The sequence below is a fragment of the Streptomyces sp. NBC_01244 genome (assembly GCF_035987325.1).
Lineage (GTDB): Bacteria > Actinomycetota > Actinomycetes > Streptomycetales > Streptomycetaceae > Streptomyces.
Genome location: NZ_CP108488.1, coordinates 623,575 through 644,840, shown reverse-complemented (window position 1 = coordinate 644,840; position 21,266 = coordinate 623,575). Strand labels below are relative to the sequence as shown.

Sequence of the window (21,266 nt, the reverse complement as noted above, 5' to 3'; positions counted from 1 at the left end):
GACCTGATGTGAAGCTCGTTCTCGCATCCGAGGATGGGAGCGCTCCCACGTCGTTGCCGGAAGGTTGCTGCTTGGTGGGTGCGGGTGTCAAGAGATGAACGCGGATTCGTGACGTGAAGGCGTCCGGTGCGCGTCGCGCCCCGCTTTCCGATGCGCCTTCGTCGGTTCCTGAATGCGGTCATGGCGTCGAGGTGGGATCATGAGTAGTGTGGGAGCGCTCCCATTCGTGCCTTCCGTGCGCCGGACCGGCGTAACGTGTTCCGCGTGAGATGGGGGCGGGATCCACTTCTTACCTGATCAGCCGCGACCGGCCCGGGCCCGCACCGGCCCGGAGCGCGAGAGCGCACGAGGGGAGTTCGAGAATCGTGACCGGACGGCAGAACGGCAGACCCACCCTGGAAGAGGTCGCGGCGCTGGCCGGTGTCGGCCGGGGCACGGTCTCCCGGGTGATCAACGGCTCGCCGCGGGTGAGTGAGCAGGCCAGGGAAGCGGTCGCCCGCGCTGTGGTCGAGCTGGGGTACGTACCCAATCAGGCGGCCCGGGCGTTGGCCGGGAGCCGGACCGACGCGGTCGCCCTCGTCATCCCGGAGACCGAGGCCAGGCTGTTCTCGGAGCCGTACTTCCTCGACCTGATCCGCGGGGTCAGCGCCGAACTGGCGGAATCAGACAAGCAGTTGCTGCTCACCCTGGTCCGGACCGAGACCGAGCGCCGGCGGTTCGAGGACTACCTGGCCGCCCAGCGGGTCGATGGCGTCCTGCTGGCGTCCGTGCACGGCGACGACCCGCTGCCGGACCGGATCGCACGACTGGGGCTGCCGGTCGTCATGAACGGGCGGCGCTCCGAGGCCGAACCCGTCGCCTACGTGGACTCCGACAACATCGGCGCGGGACGCGCGGCCGTCGCCCACCTGGTGGGGCGGGGCCGCAGCCGGATCGCGACCATCAGCGGTCCGCTCGACATGTACGTGGCCCGCGCGCGTCTGGGCGGCTACCGCGCGGGGCTCGCGGAAGCCGGGTTCCGGCCCGACGAATCGCTGGTGGCGACCGGGGACTTCACCGAGGAGGGCGGCCGGCTGGCGATGCGCGAGCTCCTGGAGCGCGCCCCCCGTCTGGACGCGGTCTTCGCCGCCTCCGACGTGATGGCGGCCGGTGCGCGCGGGGTGCTGCGCGAGGCCGGACGGCGGATCCCCGAGGACGTGGCCCTGGTGGGGGTCGACGACTCGACGGTGGCCCGCCTGATGGATCCGCCCCTGACGAGCGTGCGCCAGCCGATCGAGGAGATGGGCCGCACGATGACCCGGCTGCTGCTCCAGAAGATCGCGGAGGGGTCCGAAGCCGGTCATGCGGCGGGGGAGGAGTGGCGGCGGGTCCTTCCCACGGAGCTGATCGTGCGGGATTCCTCCTGAGAACTGAGGGATCCGAGCTGCTGCTGCATGGTGCTGATGCCTGATGCCTGATGCCTGATGCCTGATGCCTGAGGCCCGGGTGCGGTACGGCCCGGAGCCGTACGGAATGTAGACGGCTCCGTACGGCTCCGGGTCCTTCACCAGCGGTGTGTCACAGTGCCGGGTGGGCGTTCTTCATGAGCTCCTGGAACTGGGCGGAGAACCACTGTCCGGCGAGCGGTGCGTCCGGGAGGGACCCCGACATGCTGTTGCCGTTGCGCACGTTGCCCGTGTAGGTGGGGTCGCACATGCGGTCGAAGCCCTTGCCCTCGTCGTTCGGGATCTCCTTGCTCGCCCCGTCCGACTCGCCCGGCGGCTTGACCCACACGTACGCGTCGATGCCCGCCGCCGGGGCGGCCTGCGGCCGCTCGCCGAGGCCGGCGCCCGACTGGTTGCACCAGTTGCCGAGGTGGATGCGCCGGTCGTAGCGGCCCCCGTTGACGAAGGTGTCCACGCTCGTCAGCGCACCGGGGCCGGCCGGGCGGGCCGTGCCGCCCCAGCCGTTGCGGGAGGTGTCGATCAGCATGCCGATGTTGGCGTCGAAGCCCAGGGTGACCAGTTTGGCCCGCATGCCCTGGGCGTAGGACAGCTCGTCGGTGTAGCGGTTCCAGTCGACCCACTTCGACTGGCGCACGGAGGTGCCGTTGACCGAGTCGTCGATCTTGAAGTGGTCCTCCTTCAGGGCGCTGTAGTTGGCGGTGTTGACGATGAAGCCGTGCACGTTGGCGAGCGTGGAGCCCTCGGCGGTCGCCGCCTGCTTGAACATCTCCGCGGAGGCGCCCAGGTTGTCGTCCCAGCCGAGCCAGCCGTGGTGGCCGGCGTCCACGTAGTTGTAGACGTTGGCGACGGCACCGAGCTTGTTCAGTGCGTAGCCGACGCCCTTGATGTAGTTGCCGTTGGTCTTCATCACGTCGCAGTTGGCGACGGCCGTGGGGCGACCGGAGACGTTGGTGACCAGGTTCGGCAGCGAGTCGATCTCGACGGTGGTGACGATCCGCAGCCCCGTGTACTTGGAGTCGGCGAGGATCGCGGCGATCGGGTCGATGTACTGCGTCTTGTACTTGTCGATCTCGGTCGGCCCCAGCTCGCCGTTGGAGGCGAGTGCCGAACAGTCGCGTCCGGGCAGGTTGTAGATCACGAATTGGACGACCATCTCGCCGCTGCCCTTCTGCGCCAGCGCCGCGTCGAGGTGGGCGCGCAGGCCCATCCCGCCGTTGACACCCGCGATGGCGGCGGTGCGGTCCAGCCAGACGGCGGTGGGCTGGTTCGCCACCCTGGACCCGCCCGGTTCGGCGGCGGCCTTGGCGGACCATTCGGGGTTCACGTACATCTTGGCGCCGGCGTACGGGTTGTCGACCTTGCCGCCCGACGGCGGCGGGGTCGTGGGGGGTGTGGTGGGTGGTGTCGTCGGCGGAGTGGTCGGCGGTTGGGTCGGGTCGGTCGCGCCGTTGCACGTGACGCCGTTGAGCTTGAACGTCGCGGGCACGGCGTTCGTGCCGGTGTGCGAACCGTTGAACCCGAAGGAAGTCGAACCGCCCGTGGCCAGCGACCCGTTGTACGAGAGGCTCCTGGCGGTCACGGCCGCCCCGGACTGGGTGATCGTGGCGTTCCAGCCCTGCGTGACCTGCTGGCCGTTCGCGTAGGACCACTCCACGGTCCAGGAGGCCACCGGGTCACCGGTGTTGGTGACGATCACGTTCGCGCCGAACCCGGTGTTCCACTGGTTCGTGATCTGGTACTCGACCTTGCAGCCCGCGGCGGCGGCGCCGGCCGAGGTGCCGAAGACCGTCGCGGTCGCGCCGGCGGCCGTGACCAGACTGAGCGCCGCCAACAGGGCGGTGCGCTTGGTCGTACGGGACGTGGTGCGGGGAGTCGTGCCGAGTGCTGTGCGGCTCATCTTCTTGGAATGCCTTTCAGTTCAGGGCGCGCAGGTGGTCGCGCAACCCGGTGCCGAATGCGGTGGGGGTGCCGTCGTACGAGGTGATCAGGGCCGGTCCGGAGTTGCAGTTCCAGGTGTTCCAGGTCCAGCCGAGGTACGAGAGGGAGCGGTCGTCGAACCACTTCATGACGCGGTCGACGAACGCGTGTGCGCAGGTGTTCTCGCCGATCTCGCCCGCCACGAGGGGGACCCGGGCGGCGACCGGGGCGAGAGTGGAGTCCCAGCAGGCCTCACTGGCACAGGAGTTGAAGTTGTAGACGTGCCAGGCCGCAGCCAGATTGCCCGTCGGGTCGGTGGGGGAGTGGCTGAGCCACTGGCTCAGGTCGTTGGAGTAGGCGATGCCGGGGACGAGGACGAGATTGCGGGCGCCGGTGGCGCGGACGGCGTCCACCAGGTCCTGCATGCCGGCGACCTCGTATCCGATGCCCGGACAGGTGCCGCCGTCGCGCCAGCAGGTCCATGCCTGGGCGGTGGTGGAGGTGGCCCGGTCCGGATAGGGCTCGTTGAACAGGTCGAAGACGACCCGCCGGTCGTTCTTGAAGGTGTTCGCCACCGAGGTCCAGAACGCCGGGGTGTACTGGGCGTCCGGCATCGGCTTCTGGCAGGAGGCGTGCACGTCGGCGCATCCGGAGGAGTTGCCGGTGTACTGGCCGTACGTCCAGTGCAGTTCGACGACCGGGGTCATGCCGTGCGCGAGGACCCGGTCGACCAGCCCCTTGACGGCGTCGGCGTAGTTCGCGCCCCGGTACTCGGGCTTGATGTTGTCGAGGCCGAGCCAGCACTCCTCGTTGAGGGGGATGCGGACGGTGTTGGCCTTCCAGTCGGCGATGGCGCGCACCGAGGCGTCGTCGACGGGACCGTCGAAGATGCCGTGGCCCTGGACGCACATGAACTCGGCCCCGGAGCGGTTGACGCCGAGGAGGCGGCGGGTGGCACCGTTCCGGTCGGTGAGGCGGTTGCCGGTGACGCTCAGTTCGGGCGCCCCGGAGGCCGGGTCGGTGGGTGTGGGCGTGGGGACGGTGGGCGTCGGCGTGGGTGTGGGCGTCGGAGTGGGTCCGGGCCCGGAGTCGGTGGTGCAGGTGGCTCCGCCCAGCGTGAACGTGCTCGGCGCCGTATTGGCGCCCGACCACGAGGCGATGAAGCCGGTGGTCACGCTCGCGCCGGTGCCGAGCGCGGCGTTCCAGCTCTCGTTCACGGCGGTGACGGCCGACCCGGTCTGGGACCACTTGGCGCCCCAGCCCTGACTGACGGTCTGGCCTGCCGGGAAGCCGAAGCCGAGGCTCCAGCCGTTCAGCGCGGAACTGTTGTTGGTGACGGTGACCGAACCCTGGAATCCGCCGGCCCACTGGCCGACGACCGAGTACGTCACCGTGCAGGAGGGTGAGGCCGCGGCTCCTGCGGCCGTACCCATGACGGCGAGCGCGCAGCTCGCCGTCGCGAGCGCTGCCGTTGTGAGCAGCGCGGACGTGCGTGGGGGGTGTCGCATGAGCGAGTCCTTGCAGCGAGGGCACGCTTGTGACGGCGCGCCGACTGACGGATTCGCTCCCACTGGTTGGGGCCAGACCGTAGCGGCAACTCACGCCAAGCAACAGAGGAGTTGACGAATTTTCCATGGGAATGGCTTCGACTCTTCACGGACCTTGACGGCCTTGAGTCACGAATGCACAGTGGGAGCGCTCCCACTGGTTCAGAGCTTGTGCCCACCGTCCCCGTACGCCTTCATTCCCGAGCCGAGAGGAGAACCATCCCCATGCCGGTCCGGCGTCCGGACCGTCTCCCCGGTCCACGCGTGGGGCTTCGAGTCAGTCCACGCGTGGAGCCTCGAGGCGGCCGACGAGTTCCTCGACGAACGCCTCCAGGTGGGGCGGGCGGACGCCGGTCCGGGTGGCGACGAACCACGTGCGGGTCAGCGGCTTCGCGCCCATGCGGACCAGTGCCAGATCGTGCGAGGTCGCGTAGGGGGCGGCCACCCAGTTGGGCAGGACCGTCAGCCCCTGGCCGCCCGCCACCATCTCGATCACCAGGTCGGTCACCACCGGCATGGTGGTGATGCGGGCGGGCCGCGCCCCGGCGGGGATCGGCAGTGGCATGGACGGGATGCGCTTCTGGTCGTAGAAGTCGTAGAGGACCAGATCCGTGCCGTCGAAATCGCGGGCGGTCACGTGCGCGCGGGAGGCCCACGGGTGGCCGGCGGGCACCACCGCCACCATCTCGTCGTCGAACAGCCTGGTCAGGGACACCCGGTCCATCTGCAGGTCGGGCTTGGTCACCAGGGCCACGTCGACCAGGTCGGCGAGCAGGGCCGGGATCGGCGCGTCGTCGGCGACGGTCTCGATCCGCACCTCGATGTCCGGCTGGCGCGCCCGGAAGGCGCGCAGGACCGGAGGCAGCCACGGGAAGGTGGTGCTGCACTGTGCGGCGAACCGCACGCGCCGGTCCCGCCCGTCCCGGAGCTCCCGCAGGTCGCGCGAGGCCGATTCGAGTTCCCCGAGGACGTGGCGGGCGGCGACCAGGAGCCGGCGGCCGGCGGCGTTGGGGATCAGCCGGCGGCCCTTGCGGTCGAAGAGCGGCATCCCGAGACGGGCCTCCAGCCGGGTGAGCCGCTGGCTCAGCGCCGGCTGGCTGACGTAGAGCCGCTCCGCAGCGGCGGTCAGCGAACCGGCCTCGGCCGTGGCCTCGAGGAGTTCCAGGTCACGCAAGTCCACATCCATAACGCTGGATTATCACATGCTCCATATTCCGTCGTGGTGTTATGGGTCGAAGGCTCCTAGGTTTCTGGTGTCGGCCACCGGAACTCCCCGGCCGCCGCCCACGAAAGGAACCCCTTCCATGAGCGTCACCAGCACCAACACCAGCGCAGGCGGCAGGACGACCACGGCCCTCGTCACCGGCTCCTCCAGCGGCATGGGACTCGACATCGCCCGCGCCTTCCTGGCGGCCGGCGCGAACGTCGTCCTCAACGGCCGCGACCCCGACCGTCTCGCCAAGGCCGCCGCCGGCCTCGGGCATCCGGAGCGCACCGCCTGCGTCGCGGGCAGCACTGCCGCCCGGGAGACGGGCGAAGCACTCGTCCGTACGGCGCTGGAGCGCTTCGGGCGGATCGACGTCCTGGTCAACAACGCCGGCACCTTCGAGCCGAAGCCCTTCACCGAGGTGACGGAGGAGGAGCTCGACGGCTATCTGACGGGGAACCTCAAGGGCACCTACCTCACCACGCAGGCGGTCGTACGGGCGCTGCGCGCCCAGGGTGAGGGCGGCAGCATCGTGAACATCGGCACCGTGCTGGTCGACCACGCGCTGGCGGGCTTCCCGGCCTCCGCGCCCGTGGTCAGCAAGGGTGGTGTGCACGCGCTGACGACCAGCCTCGCGGCCGAGCTGGCCGCCGACGGGATCAGCGTCAACCTGGTCGCGCCGGGCATCATCCGCACCCCCCTGCACGAGGGGGCCGACGTGGACTCCTACGGCGGCCTCGCCCTGCAGGGCCGTGTCGGCGAGGTCGCCGAGATCTCGGACGCCGTGTTGTACCTCGCGGGCGCCGGCTTCGTGACCGGCCACTCCCTGCGGGTGGACGGCGGTCACGTCACCGGCCGTCGCATCTGACGCTTCCGCCCCCCGTCACCGCCACGAGAAGAGGAATCCCCGTGCCGTACGTCAACGTCAAGATCACCCGTGAAGGCGCCACCGCGTCGCAGAAGGCCGAGCTCATCGCGGGCATCACCGACCTGCTGGTCAAGGTCCTCGACAAGGACCCGGCGACCACGTTCGTCCTCATCGACGAGGTCGCCCTGGAGGACTGGGGCGTGGGCGGCGTCCCGACGGACGAGTACCGCCGCCGCAACCGTCCCCGCGGCTGACCCGCGGGTCAGGCCGTGCGCAGGTCCGCCGCGCACAGGTCCGGGCCGATGAAGGGCAGCAGTCGCACCGTGCTCCCGCAGTCCTCCAGCAGTCCGTCCAGGACGCCTTGATGGACGGCGCACACGACCTCGGGCCGGGCGCGGGCCAGGTCCCGGTACGGGCACTCGTGCAGCAGTACCCGCCGGGTGTCGGGGTGGGGACCCGGTGCGTCCCGGGGTGCGAAGCCCATCCGGGCGGCCGCGGCGAACACCCGTTCCGCCGCCGGACCGCTCCCGGCCAGCCGGCGCCCCCAGCCGAGGCCGGCCTCGCGGGAAGCGCCCGGGCCGCCCCCGACCGCCTCGGCCAGGGCCCGGGCGAGCTCCCGGAAGGGGGTGTCGGCCGGTTCCTCCCGGGGATCGGACCGGATGGCCGCGTATCGCAGTCGGGGTCGGCCCCGGCCCGGGCCGGCCGAGGCGGTGGCCGTGATCAGGCCCGCCTCGGCCAGAGCGGCCAGGTGGTGGCGGACGGTGGCGACCGAAAGCCCCGTGGCGGCGGCCATGTCCTCCACGCCCAGCAGGTCGTCCGCCTCCCGCAGCAGGGTCATCAGGCGCCGGCGCGACGGTGCGGCCAAGGCGTGGTGCACACGCTGGGCATCCACATCACGGGGCATTTCGGTCATGCCCCAAATGTAATCGACGCCCATGGGCCAAAAGGAGGAGGGAGTCCCGGAGTCCCGGTACCGCAGTCAGGTGCCCGTCCGGATGGCGAGGGACCACTCGTTCAGCACCCCGGCGTTCGAGACGACAGCGTCGGTGATCCTGAGCTTCCAGCTCCCCGGCACGGAGTCGCCGATCAGCGGGGCGAGCAGGGACGGCGGCTGCGAATCCAGCGTCACCCGCAGGTTCTTGGTGTTGCCGCCCGAGCGGTTGTGGATCACGGCGCGGCGGCCGCTCGGCGCCATCAGCACCACGCGAAGGTCGCCGATGCGGGGGTGCTCGATGTCGATGGTCACCGTCAGGTCCCGGACCGTGCCCAGGCCCTGGAGGGTGATCGCGTCGGTCAGACCGCCGAAGTCCTCCTCGGGGATCGTGGCGCCGGGCGCCGAGGCACCCGTGACCAGGGTTCCGGCCACACCCTGCTCGCCCGTCCGGAAGGTGAGGACCGGGCCCGGCGCGGAGACGGCCGAGATGGTCAGCCCGGACTCGGTGCCGTCCCACCACAGGGACGCCGGGCGGCTGCTGTGCGAGACGGCGGTGCCCTGGGTGGGGCCGAACAGGTCGGCGCCGTCGCCCTGGTTCCGGTTGGTCTCCAGGTCCAGGTGGCCGTCGGCCTGCAGGAGGGCGCACTGGTAGTGGCCCACCGGAGTGCCGTTCTGGAACTCGTTCGATCCCTTGATGTCGCAGTGGTAGACGGCGAGCCCGCTGGAAGTGAGCCGGGAGTCGAAGCCCGTGCGGGTGCGGTTCTCCACGAGGTAGTACTCGACGTCGCGCCGCTGCGGGTTCTGGTAGATCAGGGCCTCGTCGTACTCGCCCTGCCGGGCCTCGTAGACGCCGGGCAGGGAGATGTCGACGTCGTGCGTCCAGTGCACGAGGCGCCGCAGGTAGACGCAGACCGCGGACGGGAGGAACCCGTCGCCCAGGTTGTTGCCCGCGGCCATCGCGCAGTACGTGCCCAGTCCCGCGCTGGAGAAGTCGTCGCCCTCGCGTTCGGCCGTTCCGTAGTCGTACAAGTCCGGCCAGCGGCACAGCAGGTGGCCGCTCTCGTGGCAGAAGGTGCCGATGCTCAGGTCGGAGGCCGTGTCGCCGATGCTCGTGACGGTGTACAAGTCGGTGCGCACGCCGCCGATCTGGGCGGGGAAGCGGGAGTTGTGCGGCCAGAGGTCCTCCCTGAACTCCGTCCGGCCCGCGTACATGATGCAGAGGGAGTCGACGACGCCCCGCCCGAGCGAGTCGAACCGGCTGAAGTCCACGCCGGCGTCGACGGCGGCCTGCAGAGCCTCCGGTACGAGCCGTCCCCGGTTCGCCTTGAGCCCGTAGGCGAGGCGGGGACGGCTCAAACGCAGCGGGCCGACCACGGTGTTGGTGAAGCGGAGCCGGCCCGTCGACATCGTGCGGAAGAACTCCTTGACCGAGGAGCTGTTTCCGTTCGCCGTGAAATGGGGGCCGTTCAGCAGTGCGGAGACCTCGTCGACGGTGACCTCGGTGGGCTTGTCCGGGAAGTCGACGAGGATCGTCAGCCCCTGCACGTCGCCCTCGCTGAGGACGAAGCCGGGGAGCAGGCCCTTGTTGGGGCCGAAGGTCAGCAGGGTGTCCGGATCGGTGGTGGCCCGGTCCTCCGCCGGGACCGTCTCCATCAGCCGTTCCCTCACCACGTCCCGCCGGTATACCTGCCCTTCCCGCAGGTGCCGGGGCAGCCCCTCGGGCGCCGGCCGGGAGACCGGAGTGCCGCTGGAGACGAACCGGCGCCCCGAGCCGCCGCCGTCGGGCTCGGCGAAGCAGTACAGGCCCCGGGCGTCGTCGTAGACGACCGAATAGCCGTCGAGCGTCTCGTACCACTCATCGCAAAGCGCCTCCCGGATCCGGGCACACGAGGGCTGTCGCCTTCAGTGTCCGGTGGAACCCGGGACGGGCACAGGGCAGAAGAACCCACGCGGGGGCGGGGCAGGGTTACCCCGGTCAGGAGGATGCCGCGATGAGGTCGTGGGTCAGGGCGAAACGCGTCAGGTCGGCCCGCCGCCGCGAGCCGATCTTGTCGCGGAGCCGGTCCAGGTGGGAGTGCACGGTGTGCTCGCTGATCCCCAGCCGGACGGCGATGCCGTGGTCCGTCTCCCCGTGGGCGACCAGCTCCAGGACCTGCGCTCGCTGTCCGTGACGTGGCAGAGGGGCGCCGCGTCCGGGACCGGCCCCACGGCGAGATCGGCGGAGGCGTACGGACAGCCGCCGGCGACCAGCCGGATCGCGGCCGGCAGTTCGCGCTCCGCGGCCCGCCGGCTCAGGCAGCCGAGGGCCCCGGCGCGCAGCGCGCCCCGGACGTCGTCCGGCGGGCCGGAGGAGAGCACCAGGACGGCGACCCCGAGTCCGGCCAGCCGCGCCACCACCTCCGCCAGGCAGCCGGGCGACAGCCGGAGGTCGACGAGCAGGACGTCCCCGGCCCGGGCGTCCCCGCGCTCCACCGCGGCGGTCAGCTCATCGACCGATCCGGCGCCGAGCACAAAGGCCGGGCCGTCGGCCGCTTCGAGCTCACGGGCCACACCGTGGCGCAGCAGCGGGCAGCCACCGAGGACGGCGACCCGTCCCGCGTCCGCACTCATGCGCGCCCCTCTCCCGTACGGCCCGCGCCCGGTGGGAGCGCGGCCCCGCCCCTCCAGTCTTGGCCCCCCGCGGCGGTCCGGCATGCCGGCGGCCCGTACGTCCCCACCCCCGCCGGGACGGTTTCCGCGGACTGTTATCGTCCGCTCATGCCCGAGCTGATCACACCCACCCCCCGTCTGTACGCCTCCTGGATCGCCGCGCAGGAGGAATGGGGGCCCGACGCGCACATGGACGGCGCCGGGCTCGGCTCGGATGACGACGTGGACACCCTGGAGGGCTTCACCGCCTGGACGCAGCGGCTGCGGCGGTACGGGGACCGGGCGGTGCCGCTCGAACACGGACGCGTCCACGCCACGTACTGGTGGATCGCGGAGGGGGACGAGTACCTGGGCGCCATCGACCTGAGGCACTACCTGAACGGTTTCCTGCTCGACGCGGGAGGCCACATCGGCTACAGCGTGCGCCCCTCGGCCCGCCGCCGCGGCCTGGCCACCTGGGCCCTGGGCGAGGTCAAGCACGAGGCCCGGCTGCTGGGGATCGACCGGGTGCTGCTCACCTGCGACCCCGGGAACCAGGCCTCGATCCGCACGATCGAGGGCAACGGCGGAGTGCTGGAAGACGTCCGCGAGACCCTGATCGGCCCCAAGCGGCGCTACTGGATCGACCTCTAGCCGACCCGCCGCCACCACCTGCGCTCCACCGCCACCACGTGCCCGCTACCGCGCCGCCGGCCGGTGCGGGAACGCCGGCGCCGCGGGAGCGGGGCCCAGCGTGGTGGTGCCGGGAGCCGCCCGGTGGCCCAGTCCGGTGCGGTAGGCGTCCAGGGCCGCCTCGGTGCGGCCGGCCCGGCGCAGCAGATCACCCAGGAGCCGGCACAGGTCCGCGAGGTCGCCCGTCGCCCCGCTGCGCTCCAGCAGCGCCAGGGCCTGCACGTAGTGCTCCTCGGCGGCCTCGGGCTCGCCCCGTTCCTCGGCCATGAGGCCGAGGAGCCGGTGCGCGCCGCCCGCGTGCACGGCGCCGTGACTGTCTCCGAGGGCCAGCAGCGCAGAGAGCAGCCCGGCGGCCTCCTCGTACCGGCCGAGCCGGCGCAGTACGTCGGCCAGCTCGACCTCCACCTGGGCGGTGTAAAGGGCCGCCCGCCCGGCCGAGAGCATGTCCCGCGCCGTGCGCAGTTCCCGCTCGGCGGAGGCGAGGTCCCCGTCCTGGGCCTGTACGTAGCCGCGCATCCAGTGGCAGTGCGCCAGGTCGGTCCGCAGCTGTAGCTGCCCGTAGATCGCCTGGGCCTTGGCCAGGGAGGCGTCGGCGTCGGCCACCCGCCCCTCGGTCAGGAAGGTCCGCGCGACCTGCCGGTGCATGCCCGCCACCAGGGCCGGGTCGGTGACCCGGGGGGCCAGCGCCAGGGCGAGCTCGGCTGCGTGGGCGGCCCGGGCGTGGGCGCCCATGTCGATGTACGGCCCGATGACCGCGGCGTAGAGCAGGAGCAGGGCCTCGGGATCGGCCAGCCCGCTCGCCCCCAGCTCCTCGATGGTGGATTCGAGCAGGTAGCAGGCGTAGCGCAGTTCCCCGGCGAGTAGGTGCGCCACGGCGCGGCCGCGGATCGGGCGGGCGCGGCGGGGGAGCGGCTCGTCGGCCAGGAGTCGTTCGGCTGACTCGAAGTACCCGATGGCATCGGGGAGTTCACCCGTCTCCAGGGCGCAGTCGCCTAGTCCGAGCAGCGCCTCGACCCGCTCGCCGGTGAGCCCGAGGTCCTCCGCTTCGGCGAGCAGGCGCCGGTAGTGGAGGGCGGCCTCGCCCGCCGCGCCGGAGGCCAGGAGCTGCTGGGCGTCGGTGAGGGCGAGGCGCAGCTCGGTGGCCAGCCCGGCGGGGCGTCCGGTGGCCAGTTCCTCGTAGGAGGTGCCGAGCCGCCCGGCCAGGAAGCGCAGGGCGGCCTCCGAGGGGCGCACCTTGCCCGACTCCAGGGTGGAGATATAGGCCGGGGTGTACGAGGGCTCCGCCAACTTGCGCTGTGTCAGGCCGAGTTCGGTGCGCATGCGCTGAACCCTGCGGCCGATTTCGGCCGGTTCGTCCATGGGATCCCCCTGGTTGCTCGAACTGCCCAGTATTCAGGGGGAGCAGGGCATTGCGCACCCGTCGTGCGCCGCCTAATTTAAGCAATCGATTCAATGTGTTTACACACCTACTTAACTCCCGTCATCGCAGGAGGACTTCATGCACCACGTCAGACGCCCGGCCGCCCGGGCGGTCCTGCGGGCAGCCGTCGCGGCGGCCTGCGCGACCGCCGCCCTGCTGGCCGCCGGGCCCGTCCGCGCGGCCGGCGACCCGGTCGTGCCGCGGCTGGTGGTGGAGATTCCGGGGCCGGAGCAGGGTGGTGACGCCGGGTCGGGCCACGTCCGCGTCCCTGCGGGGGCCGGCCGGGCGGCCGGTTCCGGTGCCCGGCTCTCCGAAGCGGAGCGGGCGGCGGACGGCGAGGTGGTCAAGCTCGTCGACAACGGCCCCACCGGCGACCGGCTGGACGTGGTCGTCATCGGCGACGGCTACACGGCGGCCGAGCTGGGGAAGTTCCACACCGACGCCGAGGCCAAGTGGGCCGAGGTGACCGCCGTGGAGCCGTACGCCACCTACCGGAACCTCTTCAACGTCTGGACGGTCGACGCCGTCTCCCACGAGTCCGGAGTCTCCGGCGATCCCGACCGGACGGCCGTCCGCGACACGGCCCTCGGCTCGTACTTCTGGTGCGAGGAGATCGAGCGGCTCCTGTGCATAGACCAGCCCAAGGTGGACGCCTACGTCGCCAAGGCGCCCGAGGCCGACCTGGTCATCGTCCTGGCCAACAGTGCCAAGTACGGCGGCGCCGGCTACAACGAGCCGAGCGCCGCCCTCGGTTACGAGGGCATCTCCACCGCCTCGGCGGACAACGCCAAGTCCGGCCAGGTGGCCATCCACGAGACGGGCCACTCCCTCGGCAAACTCGCCGACGAGTACTTCTACCCGGGCGTCCCGGACTACGCGAAGTACACCGGGCCCGAGCCCGCCGAGTCCAACACCTCCAAGCTGTCCGCCGACCGGATGGCCCGGCAGCGGGCCAAGTGGTACCGCTGGCTCGGCGAGCCCTCTCCGGACGGCGGCACCGTGGGCGCGTACGAGGGCGGCGGCTACTTCGTCACCGGGATCCAGCGGCCCACCGACAACTCGCTGATGCGGGTCCTGGGCAAACCCTTCAACCTCCCCGGCGTCGAGGCGATGATCGCCGGCTTCTACAAGCACGCGAAGGCCGTCACCCCGCTCACCCCGACGGACCGCACCCTGCGGACGGCGCACACCGCGAAGGTGGCCGTGCCCCTGCTCACCGGCGGTGACGGCCGCCGGATCCTGGTCCGCTGGTACGTCGACGGCCGCGAGGTCAAGCGCCTGGCGGGCCGGACCGACGTCACGGTCGCGGAGCTGCGGCTCCCCGACCCGCGCACCCACACCCTGTCGGTCACCGCCGAGGACCGGACCCCCTCGGTCCGCGACCCGGAGATCGCCCGCACGCTGCGCTCCACCGCCGCCTGGAACGTCCGCCGGTAGCGGACCGCCGGGCGGGCGCAGCCCCGACGACGGCGGCGCGGGAGCCATCGCTCCCGCGCCGCCGTCGTTCCCCTCCCCTCCCCTCCCCTCCCCTCCGCTCCGCGGACCGGCCTAGGCGGGCTCGCCCACGGGGTCGGCGGCCCGGGCCTCGGCCCGCTCACCGCTCCGCGGCAGGCGGCGCAGGGCAAGGGCGACAGCGGCCGCCGTGTACGCGCACAGCACCGCGGCCCCGGCCCACCAGGGCAGCGGGAAGTACCCCGCGGAAGGCGCGTAGTGGGCGGTGACCTGGTGGTACTCCACCAGAGTCTGCTGGACGGCGAAACCGGCGGCCGGAGTCACCCGGAGCAGCCACTGCGCGATCCCGTCGCTGAACAGGGGGACGGTGGCCACGGCGTACGGGACCACGACGGCCGAGACGGCGAGGACACCCGCGATCAGGCGGCGCCGGAACACCGCGCCCAGGGCAAGGGCGAGCACGGCCGTGAGGGCGAGCGCCGCGGCGACGCCGATGACCACCCGGGCTCCGGTGAGCGCGGACAGCCCCACGACGGGAACCCCGTTCGACTCCAGGACCGCCGCGCCGACCGGCACCACGATGCCCACGGCGAGCAGCCCGGTCACGAACGTCACGGCCCCCACGACGACGGCCCTCGCCCCGAACACCGCCCGGGTGAGCGGCGCGCCGTCCCCGGGCCGGCGCCGGCCCGACCCGCCACCGGCGAACCGTACCGCCACCACGAGCACGATGAGCAGGGCGAGGCTCAGACCGGTCAGCATCCCCTCCACGGGGCGGCCGCCCGAGGCCGCCACGGGCGCGATGTCACCGGTGCCGGTGACCGTGATCGTGCCGTCCTTCTCCACGGCCCCGGACGGCTGGTGGTGCTTCTCCCAGTCGGTCGCGTTCATCTCGCCGACCAGCCCGCCCCGCCAGCTCCCGCCTGCGGCGGCGCCCTCCAGGCCGACGTGGTCGAAGGAACCGGCGGCCTGCGTGAAGCGCACCTCTTCCGTGGCCCCGCCCAGGCCCACCGGCCGCAGCGTCAGGTCACCGGGCGAGGTGGCGAACAGGCCGACCTGCGCCGTCTCGGGCAGCCCGAGAACCTTCACCGCGGCCACCATCACCCACCGCTCGCCGTCGGAGGACTCGTAGCCCGTGATGGTGTCGCCCGCCCGGGCCAGCCGCAGCCACCGCGGCGAGCGGGCCGAGACCGCGGCGCCGTTGGCGCTGCTCCCCGCGATGTCGTGCCCGTAGTCGTACTGCATCCGCACACCGTGCTCGCCGGTGACCATCAAGGCCGCGTACGAGGACCCCTGGCGGACGCCGTCCTTGATGATGATCCCGGCCTTCGCCCAGGGCACCAGGCCCGGGACGATCTGGTCGTGGTGGGGCGGTGGATAGGTGACGGTGCCCGTCATGGACGTCATCCGGACCGTGATGCTGCCCTCGCGCCCCATGTCCCGGTACATGAAGGCGAACTGGTCGCTGACCGCGGAGCCGTCCGGACCGGTGGGCTCGGCCGGGCAGGTGGCGGCACAGGACGCGTGGTTGCCGAAGGCGTAGAGCAGACCCAGGGCGAGGACCATCAGGGCCGCCGTGACCAGTGCGATGAGCCGGCCCGGACGCCGGAAGCGGGTCCACTCCTGCCGGAGGAGTTCGTTGTGTGTGAGCATGCTCCGGTTCTACGCAGCGGCTCGTAACGGGGTCCGAACCGCCGCTGTCATGACGCTGTTAGGTGCCGCCGGGCATGCTGGACCGCATCGGACGGGGCGGGACGGGGAGCGGAACATGGTCGGACTGCGGAGAAGGACCGTCGGGCGACGGTTCACGATTCTCTACGCCACGGTCTTCCTGGTGTCCGGGATCGGGCTGATCGGCCTGATCTACCTGTTCTCCCGCTCCGACCTGACCGTGTCCGCTCCCCGACAGCCACCGCCGGGCGGGCCGGCCACGGGCGTCGCGCAGCACGTCCTCGACCTCGAACGACAGCTCGCGGACGTACACGCCCAGCAGTCCAGGCAGCTCCTGTTCGGCTCTCTGATCGCGATCGTGGTGATGGCGGCCGTCTCGCTCCTGCTCGGCCGGATCCTCGCCGGGCACGTCCTGCGCCCGCTGCGCCTGATCACCGCGGCCACGCGGCGGATCTCCGCGGAGAACCTGGACCAGCGGCTCGCCGTGGCCGGGCCCGACGACGAGGTCAAGGAACTCGCGGACACGGTGGACGGCCTCCTGGCGCGCCTCGAGGCCTCGTTCGCCGCGCAACGCCGCTTCGTGGCCAACGCCTCGCACGAACTGCGCACCCCACTGGCGACGATCCGGGCTTCGCTCGACGTGGCCGTGGCCAAACCGCAGCCCGCGCCGCAGACCATCGCGCTCGCCGACCGGCTGCGGACCGAACTGGACCGGGTGGACCGCCTGTTGGAAGGTTTCCTCGTCCTCGCACGGGCGCAGCACGGCGCCCTCCCCGACCGGGTACCCGTATCGCTCGCCGAACTGGCGACGGAGGCACTGGCCACCCGGGCAGCCGCCATCGCCGGGAAGGAGCTGACCGTCGAGGACGGGCTGAGCTCGAAGGCGTGGACGCGGGGCAGTCCGGCGCTGCTGTCCCGGCTGGTGCAGAACGTGATCGACAACGCGATCGTGCACAACCAGGAGGGCGGCTGGATCCGGATCGCCACGGAGGACGGCGCGACCGGGGGCGGCGCGACCGGGGACGGTGCGAACCGGGACGGTGCGAACCGGGACGGCGCGGCCGGAGACGTGGCCGCCGGGGGCGGTGCCACAGGGAAAGAGGCCCGGGGGAGCGACACGCACGGGGCCGCACGCCTCGTCGTCGAAACCGGCGGGAGCGTCCTCGACCAAGACCAGGTGGACCGGCTGACACAGCCGTTCGAGCGGCTTGGCGCCGACCGGACCGGATCGCAGGAGAGTTCCGGACTGGGGCTGTCGATCGTCGCCGCGATCGTCTCCGCGCACGGCGGCAGCCTCGACCTCCGCGTCCGGCCGGAGGGCGGGCTGAAGGTGACGGCCGCGATGCCGGCGGCGGACGCCTCGAGCGGTCCGTACGGGGGGACGCTGTGAGGATCCTGGTCGTCGAGGACGCGCGCTCGCTCGCGGAGGTCGTCGCCGAGGGACTGCGCGACCAGGGAATGGCCGTGGACCTCGCGTACGACGGGCTGGCCGCCGCCGCCAAGCTCGACGTCAACACGTACGACGTGGTGGTCCTCGACCGGGACCTGCCCGGCATCCACGGCGACACGCTCTGCCGGATGATCACGGAGCGGGACGACCGCGCGATGGTGCTGATGCTGACCGCGGCCGGATCGCCCGGCGACCGGGTCAGCGGCCTCACCCTGGGCGCCGACGACTACCTCGCCAAACCCTTCCACTTCCCCGAACTGATCCTGCGCATCCGCTCCCTGGCCCGCCGCAGGCCCGCGGCCCGGCCCCGCACGCTGCGCGCCGCCGGAATCGAACTCGATCCGGTCCACCGCACGGCCCTGCGGGACGGCGCCCGCCTGGAGCTCTCCGTCAAGGAGTTCGCCGTCCTGGAGGCCCTGCTCCGGGCCGGCCCGGGCTTCCTGAGCGCCGAGGCGCTCCTGGAACAGGTGTGGGACGAGAACGCGGATCCCTTCACCAACACGGTCGCGGTCACCATGGGCCGCCTGCGCCGCAAACTGGGTACCCCGCAGATCATCACCACGACCCCCGGCGTGGGCTACCGCATCACCGCGCCCGCGCCCAGCCCTAGGTGTATTGACCTGCAGGGTTGTTGACGCGGCTGATGGGTGGTTTGCCGTCGAGTGCGGTGTGGCAGCGGTGGTGGTTGTAGGTGTGGAGGAAGTCTGTCAGGGCTGCTGTCCGTTCGTCGTTTGAGGTGTAGGGCCGTAGGTAGGCCCATTCGTCCAGCAGGGTGCGGTTGAAGCGTTCGACTTTGCCGTTGGTCTGGGGCCGGTAGGGGCGGGTGAGTTTGCCGCTCGCGCCGAGGTCGGCCAGGACGTTCTTCCAGGCCAGGCCTTTGCGGTAGGCCCAGGCGTTGTCGGTCAGGACCCGTTCGATGCGGGTGATGCCCTGGGAGTGGAAGAACGCGGCCGCGCGGGTGAGGAAGGCCGCGCAGGTGGCGGCTTTCTCGTCTGGGTGGATCTCGCTGTAGGCGAGGCGGGAGTGGTCGTCGACGGTGGAGTGGACGTAGTCGAAGCCCATGGCGGAGCGGGTGGTGCGGCCGGCCTGGCGGCCCAGGACTTTGTGGCCGCCGCCGTCGGGGATCCGGCCGAGTTTCTTCACGTCGATGTGGACCAGCTCGCCCGGGCGGTCGCGTTCGTAGCGGCGGATCACGGTGCCGGTGGGGCGGTCGAACCAGGCGAGCCGGTTCAGGCCGTGGCGGGTCAGGATCCGGTGGACGGTCGAGGCGGGCAGGCCCGGGACCGGGCCGATCCTCGCGGGGCCCAGCTTGCGGGTCCGACGCAGGTCGCAGACCTTCGCCTCGATGGCGGCCGGGGTCCGGTGCGGCGTCCTGTGAGGCCGGCTGGACCGGTCGTGAAGACCCGCCTCGCCCTCGGCCCGCCACCGGCGCACCCACTTGTGGGCAGTGGCCCGCGATATGCCCATCTCGGCTGCTACGTGGGCGACCGGACGTCCCGATGCGACCCGATCGACCAACAGGCGCCTACCGAAGACAGTCAGCCGGGCATTACGGTGGGACACGAAGACCTCCGTTGTGCAATGGGTTCCTAGACAGCTCCCACCACACCGGAGGTCTTCGCCATGTTCAAGACCTGCCAGGTGTCAACAACGCTCGTGATCAATACACCTAGGCAGACGGGAGTTTGACGACAGGCCCCAGAGGGGGCTCGGCTGCCCGGTCCGGCCGTTCCGGATGCCGCCGACGGGTCGGCGTGGGCCGGGACGGATAATGGCGGGGCACGTACCGAGCGGAGAGTTGAAGAGACGATGACGCTGAACGAAGGCCGGCGGGTGAGGCTGGCGGCGGACACCCGGCTGACCGACTGGGTCGCGATGACGGAGGGCCCTTCGGCGGGGACCGGTGCCGTCGCCGGTTCGCTGTCTTTGGCGGCGGGCACCGAGGGCACCGTGGTGCGGGTGGTCGAGCACGACCTGCAGACTCCGGAGTCCCGCGAGTACGAGAGGCTCAAGTCGCTCCTCGACGCCTTCGGCGCGGGCATGCCGACGGAGAGCAGGAAGCAGCTGGAGGAGAAGGTCGCCGGCCTGGAGCCCGCGTGGATCGCCTACCGCGCGCAGCCGCTCCGGGTGACCGTCGGGGTGCGCTTCGACAACGGATTCATCCTCGACGACGCACACGAAGACCTCTTCGTCCCCGCCTGACGCCCCCCTACGGGGCCAGGGCCGCGTCCACCGCGGCCTCGGCGTGCAGGCGGGCGGTGGGGAAGAGCGGTACGGGGCTGTCCGCGGGACCGATGAGGAGTTCGATCTCCGTGCACCCCAGGACGACTCCCTCGGCGCCCCCGGCCACGAGGTCCTCGACGACCCGGCGGTAGGCCGCCCGTGATTCCTCGCGGACGATGCCGAGGCAGAGCTCCTCGTAGATCACCCGGTGTACGAGCGCACGCCCCTCGGGATCCGGGACGAGGACGTCGAGCCCGCCCGCGGCGAGGCGGCGCCGGTAGAAGTCCTGTTCCATCGTGAACGCGGTGCCCAGGAGCCCCACCCGGCGCAGTCCGGCGCCGCGGACGGCCGCCGCCGTGGTGTCCGCGAGGTGCAGCAGCGGTACGGAGACGGCCGCCTCGACCGAGTCGGCGACCTTGTGCATGGTGTTGGTGCAGATCAGCAGGAGCTCCGCGCCCGCCGCTTCCAGCGCGCGGGCGGCATCGGCCAGTGCCTCGCCGGCTTCCGCCCAGCGGCCCTGGACCTGCAGCCGCTCGATCTCCGCGAAGTCCACGGAGTAGAGCACGCAGCGGGCGGAGTGCAGTCCGCCGAGGCGCTCGCGGGTCCGCTCGTTGAGGATCCGGTAGTACTCCGCCGTCGACTCCCAGCTCATACCGCCGATCAACCCGATCGTCTTCATGCGCCCACCATAAGGGAGAATCCGTAATGGCCGCTCAACCATAAGTCGGCCTTTGGTCACCTGTGGGTGGGACCTCCAGCTCGTCCAGGACCCGGTGCAAGGGCCGGCGCAGGGCAACGGCCACGGGCCGGGAGTCCGCGCGGGCATAGGCGGCCAGCCCCTCGCGGGCGGTGGTCACGGCGGCCCGGGGATCGTCTCCCGACAAGGCCAGCTCGACGGCCCGCGCGGTGAGCGAGGTCAGTTCCGGCACCCGTAGCCGCGCTCGGGCGAGATCGGGAGCGAGGTCGTCCCGGCAGGTGAACGCGTCCACTTCGCCGGCCAGGGTCGCCACGTGCACGGCGAGCCCGTCGGCGGTGGCGATGCGCTCGGCCCGGAGGCGTACGGTGCCGCGCTGACGGCGGCGCAGGGGGTTGAAGCGCAGGGCGCGTTCGGCTTCACGGGCGCGTGCGGCGCCCGAGTGCACCGCTTCGACGTGGGCGTGCACCCGGGCGAGGTTGTCACGGGCGGCGGCCGGCCCGCCGCCCAGCACCGCCGCGGTGCCCGTGAGGGAACGGCTCAGGCGCGCGGCGCAGTCGCCGGCGACGACCGCCAGGACGCGCTGGGGGTCGGGCGGCCACAGCAGCGGGGCCAGGAGGATGGTGACGGCCGCGCCCGCCACGGTCTCCCACACGCGGTCCAGCGCGTAGGAATCGGGGGAGGTGTTGGCGAAGACCAGCAGCGAGGACAGCGCGACCTGGATGTTGTTCGTACCGCCGGCCCGCAGGACCATGCCGACGCCCAGGCCCAGGGTCACCACCAGGGCCAGGGTGAGGGTGGAGGGCTGCCACAGGTTCAGGACGCCGATCGCGATCAGCACGCCCGCCACGACCCCCAGGATCCGCTGCAGCGAGGTGCCCAGGGCCGTCATCGGATCACCGCGCAGGGCCACCAGGGGGACCATCGCCGCGAACACCGGCGGCTGGTCGGCGCCGAGCCACAGCGCGGCCTGCCAGGCGGCGGCCACGGTGACCACGATGCGGGCGGCCGCCGGCCCCTCGGTGCGCAGGAGCGCCAGGGCCCGCCCGCTCGGTCGTGCCGGGGAGTCGGCGAGATCGGTCATCCGTTCCCTTCGGTGTGACCCCCCGGCACGGAC

General features: G+C 71.9%; 19 protein-coding genes. 8 read left to right on the top strand and 11 right to left on the bottom strand.

Annotated features, from left to right (window positions below; genetic code table 11):
- Window positions 1-365 precede the first annotated feature (365 nt).
- Window positions 366-1,406, top strand: a complete 1,041-nt coding sequence (locus OG247_RS02675; protein WP_327250642.1) for a LacI family DNA-binding transcriptional regulator — start codon at window positions 366-368, stop codon at window positions 1,404-1,406.
- A gap of 151 nt (window positions 1,407-1,557) precedes the next feature.
- Here the strand turns inward: OG247_RS02675 and OG247_RS02670 are convergent, their stop codons facing one another.
- The 3 genes from OG247_RS02670 to OG247_RS02660 form a co-directional block, all read right to left on the bottom strand.
- Window positions 1,558-3,342 (bottom strand): glycoside hydrolase family 6 protein, encoded by a 1,785-nt coding sequence (locus OG247_RS02670; RefSeq protein ID WP_327250641.1) that lies wholly within the window; start codon window positions 3,340-3,342, stop codon window positions 1,558-1,560.
- A 16-nt stretch (window positions 3,343-3,358) separates the two neighbouring features.
- Window positions 3,359-4,870, bottom strand: coding sequence for a cellulase family glycosylhydrolase (locus OG247_RS02665; protein ID WP_327250640.1), 1,512 nt, complete (start codon window positions 4,868-4,870; stop codon window positions 3,359-3,361).
- 316 nt (window positions 4,871-5,186) lie between these two features.
- On the bottom strand, window positions 5,187-6,095 hold the full coding sequence (locus OG247_RS02660; protein ID WP_327250639.1) for a LysR family transcriptional regulator: 909 nt from the start codon (window positions 6,093-6,095) through the stop codon (window positions 5,187-5,189).
- Between the two features lie 118 nt (window positions 6,096-6,213).
- Here OG247_RS02660 and OG247_RS02655 point away from each other — a divergent pair, with 118 nt between their 5' ends.
- Window positions 6,214-6,984, top strand: coding sequence for an SDR family NAD(P)-dependent oxidoreductase (locus tag OG247_RS02655; RefSeq protein WP_327250638.1), 771 nt, complete (start codon window positions 6,214-6,216; stop codon window positions 6,982-6,984).
- A gap of 41 nt (window positions 6,985-7,025) precedes the next feature.
- Window positions 7,026-7,238, top strand: a complete 213-nt coding sequence (locus OG247_RS02650; RefSeq protein ID WP_243333154.1) for a tautomerase family protein — start codon at window positions 7,026-7,028, stop codon at window positions 7,236-7,238.
- An 8-nt stretch (window positions 7,239-7,246) separates the two neighbouring features.
- Here OG247_RS02650 and OG247_RS02645 read toward each other — a convergent pair whose 3' ends face one another.
- The 3 genes from OG247_RS02645 to OG247_RS44715 form a co-directional block, all read right to left on the bottom strand.
- Window positions 7,247-7,897, bottom strand: a complete 651-nt coding sequence (locus OG247_RS02645) for a helix-turn-helix transcriptional regulator (RefSeq protein WP_327250637.1) — start codon at window positions 7,895-7,897, stop codon at window positions 7,247-7,249.
- Between the two features lie 66 nt (window positions 7,898-7,963).
- Window positions 7,964-9,571, bottom strand: coding sequence for a M6 family metalloprotease domain-containing protein (locus tag OG247_RS02640; protein WP_327250636.1), 1,608 nt, complete (start codon window positions 9,569-9,571; stop codon window positions 7,964-7,966).
- 322 nt (window positions 9,572-9,893) lie between these two features.
- Entirely contained in the window at window positions 9,894-10,061 is a 168-nt protein-coding gene (locus OG247_RS44715; RefSeq protein WP_442813574.1) for a LuxR C-terminal-related transcriptional regulator, read from the bottom strand.
- A gap of 614 nt (window positions 10,062-10,675) precedes the next feature.
- On the opposite strand from OG247_RS44715, the gene OG247_RS02630 reads away from it, so the two are divergent.
- On the top strand, window positions 10,676-11,200 hold the full coding sequence (locus tag OG247_RS02630) for a GNAT family N-acetyltransferase (RefSeq protein WP_327250634.1): 525 nt from the start codon (window positions 10,676-10,678) through the stop codon (window positions 11,198-11,200).
- Between the two features lie 45 nt (window positions 11,201-11,245).
- Here the strand turns inward: OG247_RS02630 and OG247_RS02625 are convergent, their stop codons facing one another.
- Entirely contained in the window at window positions 11,246-12,598 is a 1,353-nt protein-coding gene (locus OG247_RS02625; protein ID WP_327250633.1) for a tetratricopeptide repeat protein, read from the bottom strand.
- A gap of 139 nt (window positions 12,599-12,737) precedes the next feature.
- Here OG247_RS02625 and OG247_RS02620 point away from each other — a divergent pair, with 139 nt between their 5' ends.
- Window positions 12,738-14,096 (top strand): M64 family metallopeptidase, encoded by a 1,359-nt coding sequence (locus OG247_RS02620; RefSeq protein ID WP_327250632.1) that lies wholly within the window; start codon window positions 12,738-12,740, stop codon window positions 14,094-14,096.
- Between the two features lie 111 nt (window positions 14,097-14,207).
- Here OG247_RS02620 and OG247_RS02615 read toward each other — a convergent pair whose 3' ends face one another.
- Window positions 14,208-15,764, bottom strand: coding sequence for a hypothetical protein (locus OG247_RS02615; protein ID WP_327250631.1), 1,557 nt, complete (start codon window positions 15,762-15,764; stop codon window positions 14,208-14,210).
- A 115-nt stretch (window positions 15,765-15,879) separates the two neighbouring features.
- Between OG247_RS02615 and OG247_RS02610 the strand changes: the two genes are divergently transcribed.
- Both OG247_RS02610 and OG247_RS02605 read left to right on the top strand, forming a co-directional pair.
- Complete coding sequence (locus tag OG247_RS02610; protein WP_327250630.1) at window positions 15,880-17,172, top strand: sensor histidine kinase; 1,293 nt, start codon at window positions 15,880-15,882, stop codon at window positions 17,170-17,172.
- The gene (locus tag OG247_RS02605) at window positions 17,169-17,867 is read left to right on the top strand and encodes a response regulator transcription factor (protein WP_327250629.1); all 699 of its coding nucleotides are present in this window, start codon (window positions 17,169-17,171) and stop codon (window positions 17,865-17,867) included. The genes OG247_RS02610 and OG247_RS02605 overlap by 4 nt, the downstream gene beginning before the upstream one ends.
- On the opposite strand, the gene OG247_RS02600 is transcribed toward OG247_RS02605, so the two are convergent.
- Window positions 17,839-18,795: an IS481 family transposase gene (locus tag OG247_RS02600; RefSeq protein ID WP_327250628.1), complete on the bottom strand. Its 957-nt coding sequence runs from the start codon at window positions 18,793-18,795 to the stop codon at window positions 17,839-17,841. The two genes, OG247_RS02605 and OG247_RS02600, sit on opposite strands and share 29 nt — an antisense overlap.
- A 246-nt stretch (window positions 18,796-19,041) precedes the next feature.
- Between OG247_RS02600 and OG247_RS02595 the strand changes: the two genes are divergently transcribed.
- Window positions 19,042-19,434 (top strand): hypothetical protein, encoded by a 393-nt coding sequence (locus OG247_RS02595; protein ID WP_327250627.1) that lies wholly within the window; start codon window positions 19,042-19,044, stop codon window positions 19,432-19,434.
- Window positions 19,435-19,441: 7 nt separating this feature from the next.
- Here OG247_RS02595 and OG247_RS02590 read toward each other — a convergent pair whose 3' ends face one another.
- Window positions 19,442-20,134 (bottom strand): aspartate/glutamate racemase family protein, encoded by a 693-nt coding sequence (locus OG247_RS02590; RefSeq protein WP_327250626.1) that lies wholly within the window; start codon window positions 20,132-20,134, stop codon window positions 19,442-19,444.
- A 34-nt stretch (window positions 20,135-20,168) separates the two neighbouring features.
- Entirely contained in the window at window positions 20,169-21,233 is a 1,065-nt protein-coding gene (locus OG247_RS02585; RefSeq protein WP_327250625.1) for an FUSC family protein, read from the bottom strand.
- Window positions 21,234-21,266: the final 33 nt, after the last annotated feature.